Below are 25625 nucleotides of genomic sequence, written 5' to 3'. Positions count from 1 at the left end.
ACGCAAAAGGCCCCGGACATTGCCGGGGCCTTTCGATTTCAAAGAGATGCAGATTACATCTTGAGTTTGCCTGCCGCTTGCTGGCGCATCATGAAGTAGTCGTAGTTGAACTCCGACAGCTGCCACCAGCCATAGGCGTCATTGCGGAACGCGAACTGGCTGTCATAGATCTTTTTGAACGCCGGGTTGGAGGCGTTGATCTCGCTGTAGACTTCAGTCGCCGCCTGGAAGCAGGCATCCATGATGTCTTGCGAGAACGGACGCAGCTGCGCGCCTTGTCCCATCAGAGTTTTCAGCGCGGTCGGGTTCTTATGGTCATACGAGGCCAGCATGTCGCAATTGGCGGCCTGAGTGCCGGCTTGCAACGCGATCTGATAGGCCTCGGGCAGCGCATCATAGGCTTTCTTGTTGAACATGGCGTGCAAGCAGGCGCCACCTTCCCACCAGCCGGGATAGTAGTAGTAGGGCGCAACTTTGTAGAAGCCGAGCTTTTCGTCATCATAGGGACCGACCCATTCGGTCGCGTCGATCGTGCCTTTTTCAAGCGAGGGGTAGATGTCGCCACCCGCGATCTGCTGAGGCACAACGCCCAGTCTTTCCATGACCTTGCCGCCAAAGCCACCGATACGCATCTTGACGCCTTTGAGGTCGTCAACCGTATTGATTTCCTTGCGGAACCAACCACCCATCTGGGCGCCGGTGTTGCCACAGGGGTAGGCGGTGATGTTGTAGCCCTGATAGAACTCGTTCATCAGCTCGTTGCCGCCGCCATAGTAGAACCAGGCGTTTTGCATCCGCGCGTTCAGGCCGAACGGCACAGCCGTGGCAAACGCGAAAGTCGGATCTTTGCCCCAGTAATAGTAAGACGCGGTGTGGCAGGCCTCGACGGTGCCGTTGGAGACCGAATCCAGCGCTTGCAGGCCGGGCACGATTTCGCCAGCGGCGAACACTTGGATGTTGAACTTGCCGCCGGTCGCACCCTTGACGTACTCCGCCATGGTTTCGGCCGCGCCGTAAATCGTGTCGAGCGATTTCGGGAATGACGAGGTCATGCGCCAGGTGATTTGCGGGGTTTCTTGCGCGATGGCAGGTGCGGCAAGAGCTGAGCCTGCAGCAGCTGCAGCCCCGCCAAGCGCGCCTTTGCGCAGGAATGAACGACGATCCATATGGTTTCCTCCCGGTGAGTGTCGTTTTTTTTGTATGGCCTGCCCCTTCCGCCCCGTCGGGCCCCTCAAAGGGCAGTCATGCGGTCACCTTACTTGACCGATTGTGGCTGTAAACCGCGATTTGCATGCTGTTGCAGGTTTCTCACCTTCAATTGTGCCCTAAAGCGTGCGAGCGATCGCGCGACCTGCCCAAAAGGTCAGGTTCGCCGCAAATTTCGCGCGCGGAGCCGGTGCAAGCCATTGCAAGGGCCAGATTTCTGATTGCGATTTTCGGGAAGGGGCGCTGTCTATCGCTTGGGCAATTGCCCTTGGATTAGGCGCTTTGCTGGGGGCGGATCAGCCGCTGCGAGTATCGGGCAGTTGAATGCGCGCGACCTGCTCGGAGATCGGGTCGACCGAAAGCGGATGCGTCTCGCCCGTGTGGTCTTCGGGGTCGCCGATATCAATCCACTCGCCGCCTTTGAAAATCTCAAGCGCGGCAAAATTCGCCTTATAGCCCATCTTGCGCGAGCCCGGCACCCAATAGCCCAGATAGACATAGGGCAGGCCGATGCGGCGCGCGATCTCGATGTGATCAAGGATCAAATAGGTGCCAAGGCTGTCTTTGACCCGGTCGGGTTCGTAAAAAGAATATACCATCGACAGCCCATCATCGAGCACATCCGTCAGGCAGGTTGCGATCAGTGCGCGCACCGAACCGGGGGTGGCCGCGCTTTCGCGATATTCGATGACGCGCGATTTGACCGGGGTTTCTTCGATCATAGCGGCGAATTCAAAGATATCCATGTCGGCCATGCCGCCATCGGCGTGGCGCAAATCGAGATAGCGGCGGAAAAGCGCGTATTGTTCCTCCGTCGCCCAGGGGCTGGTCGCAGTGCGGCGCAGATCGGCGTTGCGTTTGAGAATCCGGCGCTGCGAGCGCGACAGGGTGAAATCAGCGACGCGCACGCGCGCGGACAGGCAGGCCATGCAATCGGCACACGAGGGGCGATACAGGACGTTTTGCGAGCGACGAAACCCTTGGCGTGATAAGGAATTGTTAAGTTTTTCAGCGCCTTCCCCTTGCAGGGCCGTGAATAGCTTTCTCTCGGCCCGCCCATCGAGATAGGGGCAGGGCTGCGGCGCGGTCACGTAGAACTGCGGGGCAAGCGGAAGAGAATGGCGCATTGGGGTGCCGTTTGAATTCGGAGAATGTTGCCCATAGGCTAGCAAAGCGGCGCGCCCGGGCCAAGTGTTTCCGCGCAGCCTACTGATCTCATTGCATAGAAAACGCCCCGGTCAGGTCAACCGGGGCGCTCAATCTGGTTCGTTTCGGCGAATTTATGCCTTAGGGGCGTCGTCCTCGACATCGCTATGGGCGGCCGCTTTGGCGCGGTCTTGCATATATTGGTCGAACTCGGCCTTGTCGCGGGATTCGCGCAGACGACGCAGGAAGTCTTCGAACTCGCTTTGCTCGCGCTCAAGGCGTTCCAAGGTGTCGCTTTTATAGGCGTCAAACGCGGCGTTTCCGGTGGTGCGCGAAACATGCACGCGCCCGCCAAAGCCACAGCCGCGCCCCGAGGTCATCGCGCGCGATGCCCCTTCGCCACGCCAGCGCCGACCAAATCGGCCGGTGAACAGGATGAAGGCCAACAGAACCAGCCCCAACGGACCAGCAAAGATGAACCCTGCGACCATCAGCGCGATCCATGCGCCCGGCCCGAACCCGTCCATCCAGTCGATGGCGCGGGTAAACCAGTTGCCCCGGGTCACGGGGATGTTGGAGTTGGTGGTATAGGCAGACATGAGAAACCTCCGATAGTCTGATGTGAATGTCTTTTACATCATCCAAGATCGGGTTTGGGCAGCCGTCTTGCAAGAGGGTATGTAAATGTTTTTTACATTCATCGCGGAAAACATTGAATCCGCTTTGTTTTATTCGGTGAAATCGGCCTGCTTGGCACCGCTGATCCGTTCCAGATCAGGCGGTGAGATGCGAAAAACATGGCGCGGAGTGCCCGCTGCCGCCCAGATTTCAGAAAACTCCATCAGCCGCGGGTCCAGATAGGCGGTGACCGGGGTCAGGTGTCCCAACGGTGCCACGCCGCCAATGGCAAAGCCCGTCTCGGCCCGGATTAGCGCGGCATCGGCTTTACCAAGGGGCTGGCCAGCCACAGCGCTGGCTTTGCGATCGCTGACCCGATTGCCGCCTGCGGTTATAAAGAGCACGACATGACCGCTGTCCAAGCCACGAAAGATGATGGATTTGGCGATCTGATCCACCAAGCAGCCCGCCGAGGCCGCCGCCTGTTCGGCTGTGCGCGCCTCGCCCAGTTCGATGATCTCATGCGCGGCCCCCGCCGCCTCGAGCGCGGTGCGCACCCGGTTCAAGGATTTGCTCATGGCTTTTGCTCCAATATATTGCGTCCGTGGCGTGCGTAGTTGGCGACAGGGGCCTCCGGCGGGAGTATTTAGAGCTAGATGAAGGAGCGATCCAACCCCCATTGACCGCTGTTCTTGGCGGCGTAGTGTGCGCAGATGCCTTTTGCGTCACGCCTTACCCGTTGCCCCATCCCCTTCGAGCCCGAGCGCGCGCAGGAGGCGCGGGACTTATTCGCCGATCTGTCCCCAGAACTGCGCGATCTGGTGGCGAATTCCGCTGGTTGCAGCCCCTATCTGAAAGGGCTGCTGGAGGCGGAAACTGAGTGGCTACGTGCGGCTTTGGCTGGCAACCCCGAAGCTGCCTTGGCCGAGGAGTTCGCGCGCCTTGCCCCGGTTGCGCTGGGCGATCTGGGGGCTGAATTGCGCCGGGCCAAGCGGCGCGTCGCGCTTTTGGCGGCTTTGGCGGATCTGGGCGGGGTTTGGTGTCTTGAAGAGGTGACCGGTGCGTTGACGCGGCTAGCCGATCTAGCGGTCGATCTGGCGCTCAAGCGGCTGGTGGGCGAGGAAATTCGGCGCGGCAAGATTCTCGGTGCGCGCCCTGAAGATGGCGAAACGGCGGCGGGGATGGTGGCGCTTGCAATGGGTAAGATGGGCGCGGGGGAGTTGAATTATTCCTCCGATATCGACCTGATCTGTCTGTTTGACGAGACGCGCTATGACCCTGATGACCGGATGGAGGCGCGCGCGGCCCTGATCCGCGCGACCCGCAAGATGGCGGCGATGCTGAATGATCGCACCTCGGAGGGCTATGTGTTTCGCACCGATCTGCGGCTGCGCCCAGATGCCAGCGTGACGCCGGTCTGTATCTCGATGGGCTCGGCCGAGGCCTATTACGAAGCCGAGGGGCGCACATGGGAGCGCGCCGCCTATATCAAGGCGCGGCCCTGCGCAGGCGATATCGCGGCGGGCGAGCGGTTTTTGGCAACCCTGCGCCCGTTCGTGTGGCGCAAGCATCTCGATTTTGCCGCCATTCAGGACGCCCATGACATGCGGTTGCGCATCCGCGAGCATAAAGGGTTGCACGGGCCAATTGAGGTGGCGGGGCATAATATCAAGCTCGGTCAAGGCGGCATTCGGGAAATCGAGTTCTTCGCCCAGACCCGGCAATTGATTGCGGGCGGGCGCGATGAAAGCCTACGTGATCGCACGACCGTGGGGGCGTTGCGCGCGTTGGCGATGAAATCTTGGGTGCCTTCGGATGTGGCAGAGGAATTGGTAGGTCATTACCGCAACCATCGCGAGATTGAGCATCGCATCCAGATGGTTAATGATGCCCAAACGCAGATTTTGCCCAATACGGATGACGGGCTTGCCCGGATCGCTGCAATGATGGGGCAGGGCGATGTGGTGGCATGGACGGGGGCGCTCAAAGAGCGACTGGAACGAGTCGAAAGCCTGACAAATGCGTTTTTTGCGCCCGATGAGGCGGCGCCCCGTCCTGATCTCAGCGAGAAGGCGCGTGACCTTGTCGAGGGCTGGACGGGCTATCCGGCGCTGCGATCAGAGCGGGCGCGCGGAATTTTCAAACGTCTTGCGCCGGAATTGCTGGGGCGCTTTCAGGCGGCATCGGACCCGGATGAGGCGCTTGTACAATTTGACGGATTTTTGAAAAACCTTCCTGCTGGCGTTCAGCTTTTGTCGCTATTTGAGGCCAATCCCAGCCTAATTGATCTGATTGTTGATATCTGTGCAACCGCGCCTGCGTTGGCGAGCTATCTGTCGCGCAATGCCAGCGTGCTGGATGCTGTGCTGGGGGGCGCGTTCTTTGCGCCTTGGCCGGGATGCGAAGGCTTGTCGCAAGATCTTGGCCGCAAGCTTGACCGGCTTGACGATTACGAGGGCGCGCTTGATCTGGCGCGGCGCTGGGCGAAGGAATGGAAGTTCCGCGTGGGCGTGCATCACTTGCGCGCATTGATCGAAGCCGAGCAGGCCGCGCGCCAATATGCCGATATTGCGGGGGCGGTCCTGGCCGCATTATGGCCCGTCGTACAAGGCGAATTCGCGCGTCGCTATGGCCCACCGCCCGGGCGCGGAGCGGTGGTTCTGGGGATGGGTAGCTTGGGTGCTGAGCGGCTCAATGCGCAATCCGATCTTGATTTGATCGTGATTTATGACGCCGCCGGGCGGGACTATTCCGAAGGGAAGAAACCTTTGGCAGCAAGGGTCTATTACGCAAAGCTCACCCAAGCTTTGATCACGGCATTGACCGCGCCAATGCCCGAAGGCACGCTTTATGAGGTGGATATGCGGCTGCGCCCGTCTGGGCGGCAAGGCCCGGTGGCGACGGCGCTGCAAAGCTTTGCCGATTACCAGATGACCGAGGCGTGGACTTGGGAGCATCTCGCGCTGACGCGGGCGCGCGCCGTGGCGGGCAATCCCGATCTGGCCGATGAGGTCGAGGCGATCCGGATGCAGGTTCTCGCCGCCAAAGGCCGTGGTGAGACCGTGTTGAGCGATCTGGCGCAGATGCGCGCGCGGATCTTTGCGGCCAAGCCCGTGGATGGGCCATGGGAGGCCAAGATCGGCCCCGGTCGGCTGCAAGACATTGAACTTCTGGCGCAGAGTTTTGCTCTGCGGGCCGCGCAGCCCGCGCGCAAGGTTGAGGCGCAGCTGCGTATCGGTCCGCGCGAAGGCTTTATCAGCAAGGAGGCGGCGGGCACGCTGGCCTCGGCCTATCGCCTTTTGTGGCATTTGCAGTCGGGCGCGCGGTTATTGTCGGATCGCGCACTTGATATGGACGCGATAGGAGCGGGCGGACGGGCCTTTGTTCTGTGCGAGACGGGGCTGGACAGCCTTGAGGCGCTGCAGGCCCGGCTGGACAGTGTAACGCATGCGGTGGCGGAAATCGTGGAACAGGTTTTGGAGGGCTAAATGGCGCGTAAACTGATGGATATTACGCAGGCCGATCCCAAGGGGTTGATCCGCGAAAGCTATCAAATTGAGGGGATTTCGCTAGACGAATGCCGCTCGATTTTCATGGATTGGGCATTGAGCCTGCCGGTGAATTCGGATGACCAAGAGGCGATCCGTACCGTGTTACTGGCCTATAACGCCCCCCAAGATCACCCGATGAGCGTCGTTCTGGCCGAGGGGCTGAGCCGCGCAGGCGAGACGCCCGCGCGCCGCGGGGGCTGGCGCGGGCGCAGGCTTTAGCGTGGCGTTTATCGCGGCAGAGCTGCGGCCTCGCGGGCCAGCGTTTCAATACCCGCCCAGTCGCCCGATTGCACCATGGAGTCGGGCGCAACCCATGATCCGCCTGCACAAAGAACGTTCGGCAGGCTGAGGTAATCGTTGGCGTTCTTAAGGCTGACGCCGCCAGTCGGGCAGAACGACACCTGCGGGATCGGCGCCCCGATCGCCTTGATCGCAGGCGCGCCGCCAGAGGCCTCGGCAGGGAAGAATTTCAGCACGTCATAGCCCAATTCATAGAGCTTCATCACCTCGGATGCGGTGGCCGCTCCGGGCAATAGTGGCAAGCCTTCATCCTCGCAGGCTTTCACCAAGCGCTCGGTAGCGCCCGGCGAGACGCCGAATTTCGCGCCCGCCGCCTTGGCGGCTTTCACATCGGCTGGGGTCAGCAAGGTGCCCGCGCCGACCATGCCGCCCTCGATATCGGCCATCGCGCGGATCGCATCGAGCGCGCAGGGCGTGCGCAAGGTCACCTCGAGCGCGGGCAAGCCGCCTGCGATCAGCGCTTTGGCGAGAGGGGCGGCATGGGCCACGTCGCGCACCACGATGACGGGCACGATCGGCGCGAGTTCACACACCTTGCGGGCGGCTTTGGATTGGTCTTGGGGTGTCATTTAGGGTCTCCAGTCTCAGGCCGCCGCGTAGGCGGAAGATGCAGAACGCCTCCGGCGAGGGAGTATTTGAGGCTAGATGAAAGAAGGAGGCGTGTTTCATCTAGCAAGAAATACTCCCGCCGGAGGCAAGAAAAATCAAAGCACCACGGAGGCGCCCTCGGTAGATGGGCCGACATGGGTGCGGAAGGCGCCGAACAGCTCGCGCCCCAGTCCAAACTGGTTGGCGCTTAGGTCGGGTTGTACGGGGGCACGCTCGGCGACCCCTTCGGTCAGGCAGGTCAATTCGCCTGAAAGCGCGTCGAGGCGCACGATGTCGCCGTCTTGCAGCTTGGCCAAGGGGCCGCCATCGGCCGCCTCGGGGCTGACATGGATCGCTGCGGGCACTTTGCCACTTGCACCTGACATACGGCCATCGGTGACCAGTGCGACCTTGAGGCCGCGATCTTGCAGCACCGACAAGGTCGGGGTGAGCGAGTGTAATTCGGGCATGCCATTGGCCTTGGGGCCCTGAAAACGCACGACGACGATGGTGTCTTGCGTGAATTCGCCTCGTTTGAAGGCTTCTTTCACATCGTCCTGATCGTGGAAGACCCGCACGGGGGCCTCGATATGGCGGCGCTCTTCGGCGACAGCGGACAGCTTGATCACGCCGCGTCCGAGATTGCCGTCGAGCTGCTTGAGACCGCCGGTTTTCTGAAACGGATCTGCGGTTTTGCGCAGCACTTTCTCGTTTTGGCTGTCCACCGGGCCATCGACCCAGGTCAGACCTTCGGGGGTGATTTTGGGCTCTTGGATGTAGTGCGCCATCCCCTCGCCAGAGACGGTTTTCGCGTCCTTGTGCAATAGGCCAGCGTCGAGCAGGTGGCGGATCATGAATTGCAGACCGCCCGCAGCGTGGAAATGGTTCACATCGGCCAGCCCGTTGGGATAGACCTTGGCCATCAGCGGCGTGACCGAGCTGACCTCGTCAAAATCGGCCAGATCAAGGATGATCCCGGCCGCACGCGCCATCGCGGGCAGGTGCAGGATGTGGTTGGTGGAGCCACCCGTCGCCATCAGTCCAACGAGCCCGTTCACAAAGGCTTTCTCATCAAGAATCTCGCCAGCAGGACGGTAGTCATTGCCAAGCGCCGTGATTTCGGCGGCGCGTTTGGCACCCGCCACGGTCAGCGCCTCGCGCAGGGGGGTGTTGGGGTTCACAAACGAGCTGCCGGGCAGGTGCAGGCCCATGAATTCCATCAGCATCTGGTTGGTATTGGCCGTGCCGTAGAAGGTGCAGGTGCCGGGACCATGATAGGAGGCCATCTCGGCCGCCATCAATTTGTCGCGACCGACCTCGCCGGTGGCGAATTGCTGACGGACCTTGGCCTTTTCGTCATTGGGCAGGCCGGTGGTCATCGGGCCCGCGGGCAAAAACACCGCCGGGATATGACCAAAGGTCGCCGCCGCCATCACCAACCCCGGCACGATCTTGTCGCACACGCCCATATAAATTGCGGCGTCAAAGGTATTGTGGCTAAGCGACACTGCCGCGGCCATCGCGATCACGTCGCGCGAAAACAGCGATAACTCCATGCCCGGCTGGCCTTGGGTGACACCATCGCACATTGCCGGAACGCCGCCCGCGACCTGCGCCGTAGCGCCGATCTCGCGCAGCGCGGCTTTGATCAACTGCGGGTAGTTTTCATAAGGCTGGTGGGCGGACAGCATGTCATTATAGGCCGTGACGATGCCGACATTGGGCGCGCGCGCCGCTGCCAGCGCGTCTTTATCCTGTCCCATCGCGGCATAGGCATGGGCCTGATTGCCGCAAGACAGATGCGCGCGCGAGGGCCCGGCATCACCGGCGGCCTTGATGCGCGCGAGATAATCGGTGCGCGGCCCCTCAGAGCGGGCACGAATCCGGTCGGTGACTCGGGCGATGGTGGAATTGAGCGTCATGGGCGGGCCCTTTCCAAGCTGGCAATTGCGTTAGGCGGCCGGGCCGCCGGTTTGGGGGTATTTTATGCCGTTAGCGCTAACAGCGCAACCCACGCACAGAAAGTTTCCTTTGAGGCGTGCTGGCGCTTTCACAAGGATCAGCCTTTCGCGCCAAAGCGCAAGGGGGTAGAGAGGCGCGTGTAGTGAAGGAGTTCCCATGACCGATCCCCGCCCCGTCATCCGTTTGCGCCCCAAGGCCGAGGTCCGTGCGATCCGCCATGGTTTCCCTTGGGTCTTTGCCGATGAGCTGGTCGTGGACCGGCGCACCAAGGCGATTGTGCCCGGCACGATTGCCACGCTCGAAGATGCGGAACGTGTGCCGTTAGGGACGGTGACGGTCAATCCGAACTCCAAGATCATTGCGCGGATGCTGGATCGCGACCCCGAGGCGCAGATCGATCGTGCGTGGATCGCGGCGCGGCTGGAGCGAGCCTTGGCGATGCGTGCGCGCCTGTTTGATCAGCCGTTTTACCGGCTAGTGCATGCCGAGGCCGATGGGCTGCCCGGCGTGATCATCGACCGATTTGGCGATGCGGCTGTTATTCAGCCCAATGCCGCATGGTCCGAGGTGATGATCGACGATCTCGCCGCCGCGCTGTGTGATGTCACGGGCGTCACGAATGTGCTTAAGAATGCCTCGGGGCGCGCACGCACCCTTGAGGGATTGAGCGAAGAAACCGTGCTGTTGCGCGGATCGCTGGAGGCACCGATTGAAGTGCCGATGAATGGCGCGACCTATCTGGCCGATCTGCTGGGCGGGCAAAAAACGGGGCTGTTCTACGATCAGCGTCCCAACCATGCGTTTGCGGCACGGCTTGCGAAAGATGCGCGCGTGCTGGATGTGTTCACCCATGTCGGTGGCTTCGCGCTGGCGGCTTTGGCAGGTGGGGCGTCGCAGGCACTGGCCGTTGACAGTTCGGCCCCCGCGCTGGCTCTGGCACAAAAGGGCGCGGATTTGATGGGCGCCTCTGATCGATTCACCATCCGTAAGGGTGACGCGTTCGATCAACTCGAAGCACTGGGCGCCGAGGGCGCGCAATTTGATCTGGTGATCTGCGATCCGCCCGCCTTTGCCCCTGCCAAATCGGCCCTGCATTCAGGGCTGCGCGCCTATGAACGCGTTGCGCGACTGGCGGCACCTTTGGTTGCGCCGGGGGGCTATTTGGTACTGTGTTCGTGCTCGCACGCGGCGGATCTGGCGCAGTTTCGCTCGTCCTGCACGCGCGGTATCGGCAAGGCAGAGCGCTCGGGCCAGCTGATCCATACCGGATTTGCCGGGGCCGATCACCCGATGCAGCCGCAACTTGCCGAATCGGGCTATCTGAAGGCCCTGTTCTACCGGCTCGACGGATGAGGGCGGTCCTCGACGCCTGCGTCCTTTACCCAACCGTGCTGCGCGAAATTCTGATCGGCGCGGCGCGGGCGGGGCTCTATCGCCCGTTGTGGTCGGCGCGCATCCTTGAGGAATGGGCCCGCGCCGCCGCCCGGCGCAACCCGGTTGATGAAGCCTTCGCGCGCGGTGAAATCGCGTTGCTGCGCGCAGAGTTCCCCAAGGCAGAGATCGTCGCCCAACCGGGGTTGGAATCGCGACTGCACCTGCCGGATGAAAACGACATTCACGTTCTGGCGGTGGCAATCGCGGGCCATGCGGATGCAATCGTAACTTCGAACAGGGCCGATTTCCCGCGTGGCACCTTGGCGGGCGAGGGGCTTGAGCGGCGCGATCCTGACGGTTTTTTGTGGCAGCTTTTGTCCGAGTATCCCGAGCAGATGCGCGCTTTGACCGAAACCGTGCGCGCGCAGGCTGAACGCCTTTCGGGCACCCCGCAACCGATCCGCGCCCTGATGAAACGCGCGCGCCTGCCACGGTTTGGCAAGGCCCTGGCGGGTTGATTTTCATCTAGCGCTAAATACTCCCGCCGGAGGCTCCCGCGCGCGCCAAACGCGCGAAGGCTTGACGGTTGCACGAAGCCTCGCCAAATACAGCCTATGCTTGGATTTATCACCTGCTCAGTTCGGGGCGAGGCCGATCGGCTGATCGCAGCCCTTGCCGACCGGCTTTTGGCCGAGGGGCGAGGCGTGATTGGCATGGTGCGTGCCGAGCGCGCACAGCGCTCTGAGTGCGAAATGCATCTGCGCCTGCTTCCCGAGGGCAGCATTCATGAAATTTCCCAAGATCTGGGGCGTGGTGCGAATGCCTGTGCGCTTGATGCCGGGGCGCTTGAACTGGTGGTCGCGCAGGTGGCGCGCAGCCTGAGCGATACGCCTGCGGGCACAGTCGCGCTGTTTAACAAATTCGGCAAGCAAGAGGCCGCAGGGCGCGGTTGCCGCGATTTGATTGCGCAGGCAATTGCGGCGGATGTGCCGGTGATCTTGTCTGTCCCGCCCGAGACCCGCGCCGATTTTGCGCGCTTCTCCGAAGGGTTCGCACAGGAAGTTGCACCAAATATCGAGGCCCTTGTCGCTTTTTTAACCGCTTGCGAGCGCTAAGACCCGCCAAGCCTTTGCCTTGATTTCGGGCAATGCTAGACTTCGGGGTCGAAGGCGACTAGAAGTGGGTCGTTAGCGCTAACAGACCCTAAGAATGGAGCACCCCATGGTTTCGCGCGTCATTCCTGTCGATGAATTTGATCTGGTGATTTTCGGGGCCACAGGTGATTTGGCCAATCGCAAGATTTTGCCGGGGCTTTACCGGCGCGTGCTGGCCGGCCAAATTCCGCAAGGCTCGCAGATCATCGGCGCGGCCCGCTCTGATATGGATGCCGAAGCGTTTCGCGCTCAGGTGCGCGGCGCGATCGAAGAGCACGTCAATCCCGCGAAAATCGTGCCCGAGTCGGTCGCAGAGTTCCTCGCGATGCTCGATTACGTCGTGATCGACGCCAAGGGCGAGGGTGGCTGGGACGATCTGAAGGCCAAGGTGCGCCCCGATGTGATTAACGCATTTTACTTTTCCGTGGCGCCCTCGCTGTTTGGCGATCTGGCCGAACGCTTGCACAAGCGCGGCATCGCTGGCCCGGATGCCCGCATCGTAGTCGAGAAACCTTTTGGCCGTGACCTGACCTCGGCGAAGGCGCTGAATAAGGCGCTGGCGGACCATTTCGATGAGACGCAAATCTATCGCATCGACCATTATCTGGGCAAAGAGACGGTTCAAAACCTGATGGCGGTACGCTTTGCCAACATCCTTTTCGAACCCCTGTGGAATGCGCAATATGTTGATCATGTGCAAATTACAGTGGCCGAAACGGTCGGAGTGGGCGGCCGAGGGTCGTATTATGACAAGTCGGGCGCGATGCGCGACATGGTGCAAAACCACATGATGCAGCTGTTGTGTCTGATCGCGATGGAGCCGCCCTATCACTTTGACCCTGACGCGGTGCGCGATGAAAAGCTCAAGGTAATCCGTGCGCTGCAATCGGTTGCGCCCAATGACATGGTGCGCGGGCAATACCTCGCCAAGGGGGATGAGCCGGGCTATCTGGCGGATAGCGAAGACCCGGAGTCGAAAACCGAAAGTTATATCGCGCTGAAATGTCATATCGCGAACTGGCGCTGGACGGGCACGCCGTTTTATCTGCGTACGGGCAAAAGGTTGCGCGCGCGCACCTCGGAAATCGCGATCACCTTCAAAGAGCCGCCGCATTCGATCTTTGACGAGGCCGAGGGCGATTGGCGCGAAAACGTGCTGGTGATCCGGTTGCAACCCAATGAGGGCATGAACCTCAAGATGATGATCAAAGAGCCGGGGCCGGGGGGCATGCGCCTTGTGCAGGTGCCGCTTGATATGTCTTTTGCCGAGGCGCTGGGCGAAGAGGCGGACATCACCGACGCTTATGAGCGGCTGATCATGGATGTGATCCGGGGAAATCAGACCTTGTTCATGCGCGGCGATGAGGTCGAGGCCGCTTGGGCCTGGACCGACCCGATCATCGAGGGTTGGGAGGCGCGCGGTGACCGCCCGCAACCTTATGACAGCGGCACCTCGGGGCCCGATGATGCGCTGATGTTGATGCATCGCGATGGCCGTCGCTGGCGGGAGATTCGCGAATGAATTTCAAGTCTTACCCAGATCGCGACATGATGATGATCGGCCTTGCTGACCGCATCGCGACCCAGTTGCGCGAAGCGATCCGCAATGATGGGCACGCCACGCTTTCGGTTCCCGGGGGGACAACGCCGGGGCCGATTTTCGACACGCTCAGCGATATTGATCTCGAGTGGGACAAGGTCGCGGTGCTGCTCAATGACGAGCGTTGGGTGGATGAGGACTCACCGCGCTCGAATACCCGGTTGATCCGCGAACGGCTTTTGACGGGGCGGGCCGCAGCGGCCACGCTGGTGCCGCTATATGCCAATGCCCCGCGCCCCGAAGACAAGATGGATGAGTTGGCCGCAGGCATCGCGCCGCATCTGCCGATCTCGGTGCTGCTGCTGGGCATGGGCGCTGATATGCACACGGCCAGCCTGTTTCCCGGCGCTGATCGGCTGGAAGAGGCGCTGTCTGACGATGCGCCAATCGTATTGGCGATGCGCGCCGAGACTGCGGGCGAGCCGCGCATCACACTCTCTGCGCCCGTTTTGCGTGACGCGATGCACATCCATATTCTGATTACAGGAGCGGAAAAGCGCGCCGCAATTGAGGCCGCGCAATTCCTTCCAGAAACACAGGCGCCGGTGCGCGCCGTGTTGAAAAACGCCACCGTTCATTGGGCTGAATAAGCATGACTATCTGGCAAGATCTGATCGCAAAGTCCGAGGCCGTGAAATCCCGCAAAATCGCGGAAATGTTCGATAATGACAATCGAGCGGCCAGTTTCACCCGGGACTCCGGGCCGTTTATGTTCGATTTCTCCAAGACGAACATTGATGCTGAAACGCTGGATCTACTTGTGAAACTTGCTGCTGATCGCAATGTGCAGGCACGCGCCGAGGCGATGTTCACTGGAGCCAAGATCAACGAAACCGAGGGGCGGGCGGTGCTGCACACCGCGCTGCGCAATCTTGGCGGGTCGGTGGTCGTGGACGGTCAAGACGTGATGCCCGAGGTCCGCGCGACCTATGACCGGATGGTGGCGTTCAGCCGCGACGTGCGGGAAGGGCGGTTTGTGGGGCAGGGCGGGGCGATCACGGATGTGGTCAATATCGGCCTCGGCGGCTCTGATCTGGGTCCGGCGATGGCGACCCCGGCGCTGGCGCCTTATCACGACGGGCCGCGCTGCCATTTCGTCTCGAACGTCGATGGCGCGCATATTCATGACACACTCAAGGGGCTGAACCCTGAAACGACGCTGGTGATCGTGGCCTCCAAGACCTTCACCACGATCGAGACGATGACCAATGCTGAGACCGCCAAGCGTTGGATGGCCGAAAAGGTTGCGCAACCCGCCGCCCAATTCGTTGCCGTCTCAACCGCCGCGGACAAGACTGCCGCCTTCGGGATCGCCGCTGAACGCGTCTTTGGCTTTGCCGATTGGGTGGGCGGGCGCTATTCGATGTGGGGGCCGATCGGGCTGTCGCTGATGCTTGCCATCGGGCCCGAGGATTTCGCCGATTTCCTGCACGGTGCGGCCGAGATGGACGCCCATTTCCGTACAACCGATTACGCCGAAAACCTACCGGTTCTGCTGGCTCTGGTCGGGATCTGGCACAACCAGTTTTGCGGCTACGCGACCCGCGCGGTGCTGCCCTATGAGCAGCGGCTCTCGCGCTTGCCCGCCTATCTTCAGCAGCTTGAGATGGAGAGTAACGGCAAACGCGTCAGCATGGATGGCAAGGATCTCGAATTCCATTCCGGCCCCGTCGTCTGGGGCGAGCCCGGCACCAATGGCCAGCATGCGTTTTACCAGCTGATCCATCAGGGCACGCGGGTGATCCCGTGTGAATTCATGCTGGGCGCTGAGGGCCATGAACCTGATCTGGCACATCAGCATATGCTTTTGATGGCCAATTGTTTGGCGCAATCCGAGGCGTTGATGCGCGGGCGATCGCTTGCAGAAGCGACGGAAATCATGCGCAAAAAGGGGCTTGAGGGGGCAGAGCTGGAGCGTCAGGCACGTCACCGCGTCTTCCCCGGGTCGCGTCCCTCAACGACGCTGCTCTATCCCAAACTCACCCCCGAGGTGTTGGGCGGGATTGTCGCGCTTTATGAGCATCGGGTGTTCGTTGAGGGTGTAATTCTGGGGATCAACAGCTTTGATCAATGGGGGGTCGAGCTGGGCAAGGAACTGGCGCTGGCGCTGTCTCCGGTGCTTGAGGGGCAAAGCGCCGGGGCGGATAAAGACGGCTCCACCCGCCAGCTAGTTGCGCGCATTCAGACGCTGCGCGGCTAAGCGTCTCGCAATCGTGACGGAACGCGCCGATCCCCACGGCGTTGCCTCTTGGAACGCGCTGTTCCAAGGAGTTGTGTGATGATTGAGAAAATGACTGCGTGTCCTGCCGGCATTACCGGTTTGGACGTCTCTGGCACCGTGTTGTCGCGCGATGTGAACGAGGCGATCCGCATGGTTGCCCCGACGGATCGGCTTTTGGTGCGGGTGGCGTCGCGGTTCGATGGCTATATGGCCGAGCTGGTGGGCGGCGTGCAACGCGCCTGTCGCGACGGTCAGGCCACGCGCTGCGCCTTGGTTGTGCCCGATGACATGATGCCCGAGGCGACGATGCAGGGCGAGGGCGCGGGTTTTCGTGTCTTTAGCGCAACGCAAGAGGCGGAGCGCTGGCTGGCCGCCTAGCGCAGCCCGATTTCCGACAGCGCGACCGACAATTCGCGCGGCAAGGCCTCTTCGCGGGTGCGCCCCTTGGGCAGGTCGCGCGGGGCGTCGTCGATGGCGAGATAGCGCCAGCCTTGGAACGGGCGACGCATCATCGCCTCGGTGCGCACCACCTCGCGATCCAGCACGATGGCGCAGCGCACGATCCCATCCGCGCCCATCACTTCGCTCAGCTCCAATACGCGTTGGCGCGCCAGCACCGCGCCCTTGAATACCCAATACAGCGAGCCGCCATTCAAGATCTCGTCGCCGCGCTTGGGCCACATCCGCGTGACATGCATGGCCGGGCCGTTGCCATAACGGCTTGCCTGCCATTCCAACAGGTCTTCGACCTTTTCCGCGCCCACGCAAAGCTTGATCAGATGCACCATATCGGCCATGTCACCCCCAGGTTACACCCAATATAAAGCGTGGGACGTGGCTTGCAATGCGTTGACCCGCAATTGCGTGGCGCGTATCTTGTCAGCCTTCCACCTGATCCGCGAACACCCAGAAGGACGCCCCATGACCCGTTTTGCCGCCCCGATTGCACGCCAGATTTGGGACATGAAATACCGTTTCAAAGAGCAAGACGGCACGCCGATTGACGGCACGGTCGAGGATAGCTGGCGGCGTATCGCGCGCGCCCTTGCCGTGGTCGAGAAAGACCCGGCCGAATGGGAAGAGAAATTCTATAACGCGCTGGAAGATTTCAAATATCTGCCTGCAGGTCGGATCACCGCCGGGGCAGGGACGGGGCGCTCGGTCACCTTGTTTAACTGCTTTGTCATGGGCACGATTCCCGATCATATGGGCGGGATTTTCGACATGCTCAAAGAGGCGGCGCTGACGATGCAGCAGGGCGGCGGAATCGGCTATGATTTCTCGACGATCCGGCCCAAGGGCGCCGAGGTGAAGGGTGTGGCGGCAGATGCCTCGGGGCCGCTGTCGTTCATGGATGTGTGGGATGCGATGTGTCGCACGATCATGTCGGCAGGCTCGCGGCGCGGCGCGATGATGGCCACGATGCGCTGCGATCACCCCGATATCGAGCAGTTCATCACCGCCAAACAGGATTCCGCGCGGCTGCGGATGTTCAACTTGTCCGTGCTGATCACCGACGCTTTCATGGAGGCGGTCAAGGCCGATGGCCCATGGGAGTTGACGTTCAATGACCGCGTCTATCACACGCTGAATGCGCGCGATCTGTGGAATAAGATCATGCGCGCGACCTATGATTATGCCGAGCCCGGTGTGATCTTCATCGACCGTATCAACACGATGAATAACCTCAACTATTGCGAACAAATCGCGGCCACCAACCCCTGCGGCGAGCAGCCTTTGCCGCCCTATGGTGCGTGTCTTTTGGGCTCGGTCAACCTAGCGCGGCTGGTGAGCGACCCGTTCGAGCCCGCGGCGAAACTCGACCCCGCCAAGCTTGATGAGATCGTGCGTTTGGCGATCCGGATGATGGATAATGTCGTGGATGCCTCGCGCTTCCCGCTGCCCCAACAAGAAGAAGAGGCGCGCAACAAGCGTCGGATTGGCCTTGGTGTGACGGGTTTGGCCGATGCGCTTTTGATGCTTGGGTTGCGCTATGGCTCGCCCGAGGCGGCCGCGCAGACCGAGGCTTGGATGAAGCAGATCGCGCGGGCGTCTTATCTCGCCTCTGTCGATCTGGCCAAAGAAAAGGGCGCCTTCCCGCTGTTTGTCGCGAAGAAATACCTCGCTTCGGGCAATATGATGCAAATGGACGAGGATGTGCGCGCAGCGATTGCCAAGCACGGCATCCGCAATGCGCTACTGACCTCGATCGCGCCGACCGGGACGATCTCGCTTTACGCGGGCAATGTCAGCTCGGGGATCGAGCCGGTCTTTGCCTATGCCTACACCCGCAAAGTGCTGCAACCCGACGGTTCGCGCACCGAGGAAGAGGTCGTGGATTACGCGGTGCAGATGTGGCGTGACCTGAAAGGCGACGCGCCTTTGCCCGACTATTTCGTCAACGCTCAGACTTTGGCCCCGCTTGATCACGTGCGCATGCAAGCGGCGGCGCAGAAATGGATCGACAGCTCGATTTCCAAGACCATCAACTGCCCCGAAGACATCGCCTTCGAGGATTTCAAATCGGTCTATATGGAGGCGTGGGATAGCGGCTGCAAAGGCTGCACGACCTATCGCCCCAACGATGTGACAGGCTCTGTGTTGAGCGTGTCGGAGGCGTCGGAAAAGACGCCCGAGACCGATCAGGGGGCCGATGTGGTCTATCTGACCGAGCCGCTCGATCGCCCGTCGGAACTCGAAGGTGCGACCTATAAGATCAAGTGGCCTGGCTCAGAACATGCGATCTACATCACGATCAACGACATCGTCCAAGGTGGTCATCGCCGCCCGTTCGAGGTGTTTATCAACTCCAAGAACATGGAGCATTTCGCCTGGACCGTGGCGCTGACGCGGATGATCTCGGCGGTGTTCCGGCGCGGTGGAGATGTGTCCTTCGTCGTTGAAGAGCTCAAGGCCGTCTTCGATCCGCGCGGCGGAGCCTGGATGTCGGGCAAATACGTGCCCTCGATTCTGGCGGCCATCGGCGGCGTGATTGAGCGCCACCTGATCGCCACCGGATTTATCGCGGGCGAGGGGATGGGCCTGAAAACCGATCCCGAGGCTGAGAAGATGATCGTCGGAGAAGCCCCGCGCGGCAAAGCCTGCCCCTCCTGCGGCAGCTACGCGATGCGCATGGTCGAAGGCTGCATGACTTGCGCCGATTGCGGGCATAGCAAATGCGGGTGACGGGTGGTTTGGGGAGAAGAGTCAGAAAAAGCAAATGAGTGCGCAAAAGAAAGCATAAGCCTGCGCAGGGCGTGTCAAGATACTTCTTCGACTCTGAGCGCCCTTTGAAGTTCTGAGATTTCTTGCTCGAGTTGTGAAGACGGCAGAACTTTTGGTTCTGTCGTCTTTGCTTTCGCGCCTAGCGTGATTTTGGTTGGGGTCGCAGACCAATCGGTTTCAACTCAAGACAAGGAGCGTCAGGCAATTGAGCTATGCAATATTCACGGCGTCGATCGGGAGTGTCATGAACTCTGTGTATCTGGTTCGGCACATGCGGGTTTCAGATACGGTTACGCATTGAATCGCTCTTCGAACATGATAGCGAATTGATCACCGACCCAGTCGTGTCGAAGTGAAAACAACCTGCTTGCGGAGAGAGCGGATGGAGATCGAAGGTAACAGCTTTTCTCAGGTGGAGATCGAAGTGTGCCTGAAGGCATATTCGCGCCTTGCGCGCGCATGGGGCCTGTCGGAGCGCGAAGCATCTGGTCTCCTTGGAATGCCTGAGCTAGTTCGGAGCACCCCACAGGAGCCGGGCGATGACCCATCTCTGACAGAGGATCAACTCCTTCGCCTTTCTGCTGTGCTCGGGATCTACGAAGCGCTTGAACTCTATTTCTCCAAGCCGCTCGCGCGCACTTGGATGACGCGGCCCAACACCGGGCCGCTGTTTCTCGGCGCGCGCCCGATTGATGTGGCAATCAGAGGAGGCTCGGAAAAGATCCTGGAGACCCGGAAATATCTCAATGCTTGCCTTGCCGGGGCGTGAGGAGTGGCCCGCACAGTCAGCGGATGGTGCCAGTTCAATACCGCCAGTGAGCGTATCCGGTCCGAGGGGCTTCGGGGCGCTTGGACTATATGGGTAATTCGGGAGGGAAGCGGACCTTGGCTGCGAGAGCGCGGCTGCGGCAAGGGTGGCGGGAAGCGGACGTTCCCTTCACATCGCAGCAGGGTCTGGTGCGACACAATTTGCAACTTGGGACCCGGGTTAGGGTTAGGACACATACAAAGTCGATGACAGCGGCGGCCAGAGCGAAGGAAGGGAGAAAGAGGCTCGCGCTAATAGGTTAAGCGGCTGTCAGGTGAGACACTATGCCAAGACCCGTTCTACTAATTTTTGCAAGACGGGAAAGGTCTTCCCCTTTTTCCATGCAGATGACATAGAAGCTGCAATGAATAATGGATGCTTTCTGGAATTCCGTAGATTGCCGACGGCGTCACGGCCAGATTGTAGGCATGCCTCGAGGTCCTCGCCAAACTCTACTTCGAGTGTCCTCTCGATATTAAAACGCCATCCTGTTACATTAGATAAGAAAATGTGGTCGGCTGGAAAGCCTTCGATTTTTTTATGCCCCGATAGCTCTAATATGGCGTCGTTATCCCTAATGTGCTCATTGTATGGTTCCCTGAACTTATCAGGATTCGAGGCGAATTTTTCATCATACTCAGAGTCACAGTCAAAGATAGCGTGATACGGAATCTTGAAGCTCTTCATTATTAAAATCATGAGGGCAAGTGAGCTTTTACCTTCGCAAACAACGATGGTTGCTCCGGACTTCTGAAATTCTGACTTTTTTCCGGATAGCCGCATATAAGCCTCGATGCAGGCCAAATCAGACACACCCTCAACGACAACCACGCGTTCAGCAAAGAATATCTCATTGAACTTCGGCTGGGTTTGTATTGCGAGCTTGGTGCGAGCCTGGTCTTCGTTTTGCAGAGGCTTTTTGAATGCTGCGTTGTAATTGACTATCACCTCCGAGAAGGAAGATGACGAAACAGTTGCTTTGCCAAACACATTTCGGAAAACTTTAATTCCGTCGAAATACTCAACATCGACGAAATATAGGCTATGGGTGGTGAGGAGAACTTGAGAATCTCCAGCCGCCAATTCCATTAGTATCTCTGCTAGGTGACGAGCTTGGGGCGGATGCTGATAAAGTTCTGGTTCTTCGCAGCCGAGGATGAGTGTTGGGCTAACTGTGTTGTCAACGGCCATAAGCTCTTGAAGAATTACAAGTAGAAACGATCGTTGCAACCCATGCCCGAACTTATCAACTCGATCGACATAGCCACGCTCGGACAAAAGCACCTGTGCGATTGGATCCTGCACGGAAACAGACTTCTCGTCCGTCTTCCAGGTCAATTGGAGGTCTGCCTCTGTCATCACGGCAGCTTGCAGTCTCTCCGACAATCGAGCTTGCAAGTCTCCCAAGTGAGACGTCTGGTCCGACAAAAGCTTTGAGTAGGCGTCTAGTGCCTCTGTTCTGATGCGCTCAAGTTCAGCGTCGTAGTTCATTCGACTTCTTATGGTGTGCTGAATTAGTTTTCCCAAGTGAGAGGTTTTGGCTTCCTCGGATTCACTGGACGCGTCTTTGACTGCAGGGATGTAAACCCAGCACAAATGGCGCTGAAATTTATGAACGCCTTTACTTGTTCCAAAGAATTCGTCACCGCTAGGAACCAACTTTTTTTGTTTCTCGGGCAGCTCTTCCTCATATTTAACAAGCGCCGCGGAACGATCCCCATCATTCGTTGCAGCGTCGATTCCATCGAATCTTTCTCGAAGATTCTTGAATACGATCCCTCTATCTTTTGCTGTTGTGGCCTCAAAATACTCCCTAAATGGAGGAAAGATCAGCCGCTCCCCTCTAATAACTCTTTTAAAGCTACCGTCGTCGGCTTTACTAATTTCAGCATGCACAATAAGCTGACCTGCACGTGCGTAGTGCCTGAACTCTTCCGTGGCTTCTTCGCCTAGCTCACAAAATGTGACCGTGATCTTAATCGGTTCCTCAGTGTTTCTCGCGTGGAAGTCTTCGTCTGAGAAGCTATTTATTTCCCCAAAAAACACATTCAGCGCATGTAATGTTGTGGACTTTCCTGCACCGTTTGGGCCGACAAACGAATTATATTTTGAGAGGTTTATGGTTTCGTCGACTATCGATCTAAAGTTTACGATTTTTACTGTCTTGATTTTCAAGGTTGCACCACGTGAGGACTGAGAGCTAGAGGTTAAGGGTCTTTGCGGTGCAGAAGGCACCAATTAGGCATGATAATCAACCTTTAGTCTGTCATCTCGGGGTAAATTCACGCCATCGGCGTGTCGGTTGCGGTTTGGGCTTGAGAACACTTCGCCAGCCGAGTTCGTTGCAAAGAACGGCCAGGCAATACGTGCCGTAAAGCGCCAGGCAACAAACGGTGGATTTTCCGAAGGCCCGAAGAGTAGTCGGTATTCAAGTTTAAAGATATTCTGTATTCGGCGATAGTTACCGAGGGTTGCTTGTGTCAAACTAGAAAGAGCATAGTCAATTCATCATGTTACTAGGGCAGGTATGCGTATTCTTCACACGGCAGACTGGCATATCGGCCAGACACTGAACGGCTGGACCCGGGACGAGGAACACCGCGTGTGGCTCGACGAGCTCTGCGGCATCCTCGTCCGCGAAGAGATCGACGTGCTGCTGGTCTCGGGCGACGTCTTCGACGGCATCAATCCCTCGGGTGAAAGCCAGCGGCTTCTCTATTCGGCGCTACGCCGCTTCAAGGATGCGCGCCCCGGGCTGCGCACCGTCATTACCGGCGGGAACCACGATCCTGCGGGCCGCCTGGAAGCGCCTTCGGCCATTCTCGAAAGCCTTGATGTCCATGTCTTCGCCACGGTCCGCCGCGAGGGAGAGGAGATCCTGGCAGACCGGCACATGGTCCCGCTCCCGGGCCCGGATGGCACGCACCGCGCCTGGGTCTGCGCCATCCCTTTCCTGCGCGCGCCGGACCTTCCCGGCCTCAGTTTCGCAGCCGGCGAAGGGCGAGGATCGCCCATCGTCGAGGCCGCGCGCCGCTTTCACGCGATGATGGCGGCACGGGCCCGCGAGACCGCCGGAGACCTGCCTGTCATCGCCATGGGGCACCTGCATTGCCACGGCGCCACCGAAAGCGAGGGCGCCGAGCGGCGGATCCTGATCGGCGGCGAGCACGCACTGCCCGAGGACGTCTTCCCCGAGGCGTTCGACTATGTCGCGCTCGGCCACCTGCATTGCCACCAGACGCTCGGCGGGCGGATCCGCTACTCGGGCTCGTGCTTTCCGCTCTCGGCGGCGGAGGCCGGTTACGATCACGGCGTGACCATCCTCGATATCGAGGGAAACATCATTTCACACACGCATGTGCCGATCGCGCGGCCCGCGGAGATGCTGCGCTTCCCGCTGCGCGGCACCATGACCTTCGCGGAGTTCGAAGCGGCGCTGGGCGATCTCGAGCTCGATCCCGAGACCCCGAGCGGCCTTCAGCCCTTCGTCTACGTGAACCTCGAGGCGACCGGGCCGGCGGCGGTCCTGCTCGGCGAAGCTGAGAAGCTCCTCGCCGCCGCGCCGGTGCGGCCCGCGGGGATCCGCGTGCGGCGCGACGCAGCGAACGAGGATGCGGCGCCCGAGTTGCAATCGCTCGGCGACACCAATCCCGAGGCGCTGTTCCGACCGGCCTTCGAGAAGGCCAACGGCACGGCGCCGGAAGACCGCCACATCGCCGCGTTCCGCGAAGCCTCGGTGGGAGAGTGACATGCAAATCCTGACCATCCGCGGTGCGAATCTCGCCAGCCTCGCCGACACGTTCAAGATCGATCTCGCGGAAGAGCCGCTACGCTCGGCGGGTCTCTTCGCGATCACCGGCAAGACCGGCGCCGGCAAGTCGACGATCCTCGATGCGCTGTGCCTGGCGCTCTACGGCAGCTGCCCGCGGCTTTCGAGCCAGGGCGTGAACGACGACGTGCCGGACATCGCCGGCGAGTTCATCAAGTCAAGCGATCCGCGGGCCATCCTGCGGCGCGGCGCAGCCCAAGGCTTTGCCGAGGTCACCTTCCGAGCGCCCGACGGGATGACTTACCGCGCCAGCTGGACCGCGCGGCGCGCCCGCGGCAAGGCCGAGGGACGCCTGCAAAACGTCGAGCGGGCCCTGACGCGCGTCGATGACGACACGCTCATCGAGAGCCAGATCAACGCCGTGCGTGACCGGGTCACGGAGATCACCGGGCTCGCCTACGAGGAATTCCGCCGCACCGTCCTGCTGGCGCAGGGCGATTTCGACGCCTTCCTGCGAGCCAACACGCCAGAGCGCGCCGCGCTCCTGGAGAAGGTGACCGGCACCGGGATCTACCGAGACATCTCCCGGCGCATCTACGCGCGCCACGAGGAGGCGAAGGCGGCCCTCGCCACGCTCGAGACGAAGCGCTCGGCCACGAACGCACTGACCGACGAGGCCCGTCAGGCCATGCGCGAGGAAGCGGACACCCTCGGGAAACAGATCGCGGCGACCCTCGCCGAGATCGCCGATCTCGAGACGAAGATCCGGGTCCACGTGGCCGTCACGGAGGCGCGCACCCGGGTGACGAAGGCGGAAGCCGCCGAGCGCGCGGCGCGCGCCTCCGTCGAGGCAGCGAAAGACGATCGGACGACACTCGGACGGCTCGAGACCGCGCTAGGCCTCAAGAGCGAGCAAGCCCGGGCGCTCTCTGCGGACCGGGCGGTGAGCGATCTCGCGCGCGAGGAAAAGGCCGCGTCGGACGAACAAACACGGCTGGCCGGGGTCCTCGAGAAAGCCGTGGAGGCACACCGGAAATCCGTCGCCGGCGCCGAGGAGTCGGAACGGGTCTTCAAGGCGTTTGGGCCGCAATGGACGAAAGCTACAAAGCTGGACGAGCTGATCGTCGCGGCCACGGGCGAGGCCGAGACGGCCGGCCGGACCCATGCAGAGATGGCGACCCTCCAGGAGAGAGCCGCAAAATCTCTTGCGGATATCCAGGGCCAGGACAAGACCGCTGCCGAGGCGATCGAGCGTGCGCTCGAGCAGATGAAGCGGGCGCCGGACGCGCATCTCTTGGCCGACCGTTGGGCCCAGTTCCAGGCACTGCTCGATGAGCGCGCAGAGGCAAGGAAGACTGAAAGCGGTGCTCGGAAACGAGCGATCGGGGCGCGCAAGGAGGCTGCTGACGCGGAGACGCGACGCGCGGCCCTGACCGCCGCCGACAGCGCCGACCGTGCCAAGCTTGCCGAGCTGGAGACCGGGCGGCAGGCGGCCCAGGCCCGTCTCGACGAGATCTCGAAGGACGATCCTCAGGCCCGGATGGACCGGCTTGCGAAAGGAGAGCAAGGACTGAAGGATATGACCCGGGCCGCCGGGGCCCATGACGAGGCGATGACGCGCAAGACGGGCGCAGCTACCCGCATCTCCGAAGAGACCACAAAACAGGGCGCCGCCGCAAAGGCCCATGGAAAGGCCGAGACCGAGATCGCCCGCGCCGATGCGGCGATCGCGGCGCTGCAGGCGCCGGTCGACCGCGCCGAGGCGGCCGCGTCGGACATGGCGAGCGAGCTGCGGCGGTCCCTCGAGCCGGACGCGCCGTGCCCGGTCTGCGGATCGCAGACCCATCCCGTGGAGGCCGACGACGCCCTGATCCGCATCGCGCGCGAGATGCGCCAGCAGCTCGACGGCGAGCGCCGGGCCCTCGAGACTGCCCGCCGGGAACTCGATACCGCGGCGCGGACGCGCGCCGCGGCCGCTCCTGCCACCCAGACCGCCCCCGACGCCCGGGCCACGGCCGCCAAGGCCCTCGGCGACCCCGCGAGCCCGCGCGCCCCGGCCCGCCCCCCGCCCCCCCAGAGCCGCCCGCCCCCGCTCCCGGCGCG

The 25625-nt window shown here is 61.0% G+C and carries 21 protein-coding genes; 13 read left to right on the top strand and 8 right to left on the bottom strand.

Going from position 1 to position 25625, the window contains the following annotated elements:
- Positions 1-53: 53 nt before the first annotated feature.
- From QZ571_RS06530 to QZ571_RS06515, 4 genes are all read right to left on the bottom strand, one after another.
- Complete coding sequence (locus QZ571_RS06530; protein WP_295532908.1) at positions 54-1166, bottom strand: TRAP transporter substrate-binding protein; 1113 nt, start codon at positions 1164-1166, stop codon at positions 54-56.
- A 336-nt stretch (positions 1167-1502) separates the two neighbouring features.
- On the bottom strand, positions 1503-2333 hold the full coding sequence (locus QZ571_RS06525) for an arginyltransferase (RefSeq protein WP_295532907.1): 831 nt from the start codon (positions 2331-2333) through the stop codon (positions 1503-1505).
- 153 nt (positions 2334-2486) lie between these two features.
- Positions 2487-2951 carry a DUF2852 domain-containing protein gene (locus tag QZ571_RS06520; protein WP_295532906.1) on the bottom strand — a complete coding sequence of 155 codons (465 nt, stop codon included), beginning with the start codon at positions 2949-2951 and terminating at the stop codon, positions 2487-2489.
- A gap of 129 nt (positions 2952-3080) precedes the next feature.
- Positions 3081-3548, bottom strand: a complete 468-nt coding sequence (locus QZ571_RS06515) for a YbaK/EbsC family protein (RefSeq protein ID WP_295532905.1) — start codon at positions 3546-3548, stop codon at positions 3081-3083.
- 135 nt (positions 3549-3683) lie between these two features.
- Here QZ571_RS06515 and QZ571_RS06510 point away from each other — a divergent pair, with 135 nt between their 5' ends.
- Positions 3684-6458, top strand: a complete 2775-nt coding sequence (locus tag QZ571_RS06510; protein ID WP_295532904.1) for a glutamine-synthetase adenylyltransferase — start codon at positions 3684-3686, stop codon at positions 6456-6458.
- Between the two features lie 15 nt (positions 6459-6473).
- Positions 6474-6740: a hypothetical protein gene (locus QZ571_RS06505; protein WP_295532973.1), complete on the top strand. Its 267-nt coding sequence runs from the start codon at positions 6474-6476 to the stop codon at positions 6738-6740.
- An 8-nt stretch (positions 6741-6748) separates the two neighbouring features.
- Here QZ571_RS06505 and eda read toward each other — a convergent pair whose 3' ends face one another.
- Positions 6749-7390 carry a bifunctional 4-hydroxy-2-oxoglutarate aldolase/2-dehydro-3-deoxy-phosphogluconate aldolase gene (eda, locus tag QZ571_RS06500; protein ID WP_295532903.1) on the bottom strand — a complete coding sequence of 214 codons (642 nt, stop codon included), beginning with the start codon at positions 7388-7390 and terminating at the stop codon, positions 6749-6751.
- A gap of 135 nt (positions 7391-7525) precedes the next feature.
- Entirely contained in the window at positions 7526-9331 is a 1806-nt protein-coding gene (edd, locus tag QZ571_RS06495) for a phosphogluconate dehydratase (RefSeq protein WP_295532902.1), read from the bottom strand.
- 196 nt (positions 9332-9527) lie between these two features.
- Here edd and QZ571_RS06490 point away from each other — a divergent pair, with 196 nt between their 5' ends.
- The 7 genes from QZ571_RS06490 (at position 9528) to QZ571_RS06460 (ending at position 16098) form a co-directional block, all read left to right on the top strand.
- Positions 9528-10724: an RSP_2647 family RNA methyltransferase gene (locus tag QZ571_RS06490; RefSeq protein WP_295532901.1), complete on the top strand. Its 1197-nt coding sequence runs from the start codon at positions 9528-9530 to the stop codon at positions 10722-10724.
- Positions 10721-11263, top strand: a complete 543-nt coding sequence (locus tag QZ571_RS06485; RefSeq protein WP_295532900.1) for an RSP_2648 family PIN domain-containing protein — start codon at positions 10721-10723, stop codon at positions 11261-11263. Before QZ571_RS06490 ends, QZ571_RS06485 begins: the two co-directional genes overlap by 4 nt.
- 96 nt (positions 11264-11359) lie before the next feature.
- Positions 11360-11860 (top strand): DUF2478 domain-containing protein, encoded by a 501-nt coding sequence (locus QZ571_RS06480; protein ID WP_295532899.1) that lies wholly within the window; start codon positions 11360-11362, stop codon positions 11858-11860.
- A 106-nt stretch (positions 11861-11966) separates the two neighbouring features.
- Entirely contained in the window at positions 11967-13421 is a 1455-nt protein-coding gene (gene zwf / locus QZ571_RS06475; RefSeq protein WP_295532898.1) for a glucose-6-phosphate dehydrogenase, read from the top strand.
- Entirely contained in the window at positions 13418-14089 is a 672-nt protein-coding gene (gene pgl, locus QZ571_RS06470) for a 6-phosphogluconolactonase (protein WP_295532897.1), read from the top strand. The genes zwf and pgl overlap by 4 nt, the downstream gene beginning before the upstream one ends.
- 2 nt (positions 14090-14091) lie before the next feature.
- Positions 14092-15699 carry a glucose-6-phosphate isomerase gene (pgi, locus tag QZ571_RS06465; RefSeq protein ID WP_295532896.1) on the top strand — a complete coding sequence of 536 codons (1608 nt, stop codon included), beginning with the start codon at positions 14092-14094 and terminating at the stop codon, positions 15697-15699.
- Positions 15700-15777: 78 nt separating this feature from the next.
- On the top strand, positions 15778-16098 hold the full coding sequence (locus tag QZ571_RS06460; RefSeq protein ID WP_295532895.1) for a hypothetical protein: 321 nt from the start codon (positions 15778-15780) through the stop codon (positions 16096-16098).
- Here QZ571_RS06460 and QZ571_RS06455 read toward each other — a convergent pair.
- Positions 16095-16517: a DUF1489 domain-containing protein gene (locus tag QZ571_RS06455; RefSeq protein WP_295532894.1), complete on the bottom strand. Its 423-nt coding sequence runs from the start codon at positions 16515-16517 to the stop codon at positions 16095-16097. The two genes, QZ571_RS06460 and QZ571_RS06455, sit on opposite strands and share 4 nt — an antisense overlap.
- Positions 16518-16641: 124 nt before the next feature.
- On the opposite strand from QZ571_RS06455, the gene QZ571_RS06450 reads away from it, so the two are divergent.
- Entirely contained in the window at positions 16642-18906 is a 2265-nt protein-coding gene (locus QZ571_RS06450) for an adenosylcobalamin-dependent ribonucleoside-diphosphate reductase (RefSeq protein WP_295532893.1), read from the top strand.
- 421 nt (positions 18907-19327) lie between these two features.
- The gene (locus QZ571_RS06445) at positions 19328-19714 is read left to right on the top strand and encodes a DUF2384 domain-containing protein (protein WP_295532892.1); all 387 of its coding nucleotides are present in this window, start codon (positions 19328-19330) and stop codon (positions 19712-19714) included.
- A 321-nt stretch (positions 19715-20035) separates the two neighbouring features.
- Here QZ571_RS06445 and QZ571_RS06440 read toward each other — a convergent pair whose 3' ends face one another.
- Positions 20036-21928: an ATP-dependent endonuclease gene (locus QZ571_RS06440; protein ID WP_295532891.1), complete on the bottom strand. Its 1893-nt coding sequence runs from the start codon at positions 21926-21928 to the stop codon at positions 20036-20038.
- Positions 21929-22280: 352 nt separating this feature from the next.
- Between QZ571_RS06440 and QZ571_RS06435 the strand changes: the two genes are divergently transcribed.
- Together QZ571_RS06435 and QZ571_RS06430 are read left to right on the top strand one after the other, a co-directional pair.
- Positions 22281-23501 carry an exonuclease SbcCD subunit D gene (locus QZ571_RS06435; RefSeq protein WP_295532890.1) on the top strand — a complete coding sequence of 407 codons (1221 nt, stop codon included), beginning with the start codon at positions 22281-22283 and terminating at the stop codon, positions 23499-23501.
- A 1-nt stretch (position 23502) separates the two neighbouring features.
- A partial coding sequence (locus tag QZ571_RS06430) for an AAA family ATPase (protein WP_295532889.1) occupies positions 23503-25625 on the top strand: 2123 nt, incomplete at its 3' end.

This window comes from uncultured Thioclava sp. (assembly GCF_913064665.1).
Taxonomy (GTDB): Bacteria; Pseudomonadota; Alphaproteobacteria; order Rhodobacterales; family Rhodobacteraceae; genus Thioclava; species Thioclava arctica.
This window is presented reverse-complemented; position numbering and strand designations above follow the sequence as displayed.

Coding starts and splice junctions, on each gene's coding strand:
- QZ571_RS06490 (WP_295532901.1), top strand. CDS start 9,528: ATGACCGATCCCCGCCCCGTCATCCGTTTGCGCCCCAAGGCCGAGGTC.
- QZ571_RS06455 (WP_295532894.1), bottom strand. CDS start 16,517: ATGGCCGATATGGTGCATCTGATCAAGCTTTGCGTGGGCGCGGAAAAG.
- QZ571_RS06525 (WP_295532907.1), bottom strand. CDS start 2,333: ATGCGCCATTCTCTTCCGCTTGCCCCGCAGTTCTACGTGACCGCGCCG.
- QZ571_RS06510 (WP_295532904.1), top strand. CDS start 3,684: ATGCCTTTTGCGTCACGCCTTACCCGTTGCCCCATCCCCTTCGAGCCC.
- QZ571_RS06450 (WP_295532893.1), top strand. CDS start 16,642: ATGACCCGTTTTGCCGCCCCGATTGCACGCCAGATTTGGGACATGAAA.
- QZ571_RS06520 (WP_295532906.1), bottom strand. CDS start 2,951: ATGTCTGCCTATACCACCAACTCCAACATCCCCGTGACCCGGGGCAAC.
- zwf (WP_295532898.1), top strand. CDS start 11,967: ATGGTTTCGCGCGTCATTCCTGTCGATGAATTTGATCTGGTGATTTTC.
- QZ571_RS06485 (WP_295532900.1), top strand. CDS start 10,721: ATGAGGGCGGTCCTCGACGCCTGCGTCCTTTACCCAACCGTGCTGCGC.
- eda (WP_295532903.1), bottom strand. CDS start 7,390: ATGACACCCCAAGACCAATCCAAAGCCGCCCGCAAGGTGTGTGAACTC.
- pgi (WP_295532896.1), top strand. CDS start 14,092: ATGACTATCTGGCAAGATCTGATCGCAAAGTCCGAGGCCGTGAAATCC.
- QZ571_RS06445 (WP_295532892.1), top strand. CDS start 19,328: ATGGAGATCGAAGGTAACAGCTTTTCTCAGGTGGAGATCGAAGTGTGC.
- pgl (WP_295532897.1), top strand. CDS start 13,418: ATGAATTTCAAGTCTTACCCAGATCGCGACATGATGATGATCGGCCTT.
- QZ571_RS06515 (WP_295532905.1), bottom strand. CDS start 3,548: ATGAGCAAATCCTTGAACCGGGTGCGCACCGCGCTCGAGGCGGCGGGG.
- QZ571_RS06505 (WP_295532973.1), top strand. CDS start 6,474: ATGGATATTACGCAGGCCGATCCCAAGGGGTTGATCCGCGAAAGCTAT.
- QZ571_RS06480 (WP_295532899.1), top strand. CDS start 11,360: ATGCTTGGATTTATCACCTGCTCAGTTCGGGGCGAGGCCGATCGGCTG.
- QZ571_RS06530 (WP_295532908.1), bottom strand. CDS start 1,166: ATGGATCGTCGTTCATTCCTGCGCAAAGGCGCGCTTGGCGGGGCTGCA.
- QZ571_RS06435 (WP_295532890.1), top strand. CDS start 22,281: ATGCGTATTCTTCACACGGCAGACTGGCATATCGGCCAGACACTGAAC.
- edd (WP_295532902.1), bottom strand. CDS start 9,331: ATGACGCTCAATTCCACCATCGCCCGAGTCACCGACCGGATTCGTGCC.
- QZ571_RS06460 (WP_295532895.1), top strand. CDS start 15,778: ATGATTGAGAAAATGACTGCGTGTCCTGCCGGCATTACCGGTTTGGAC.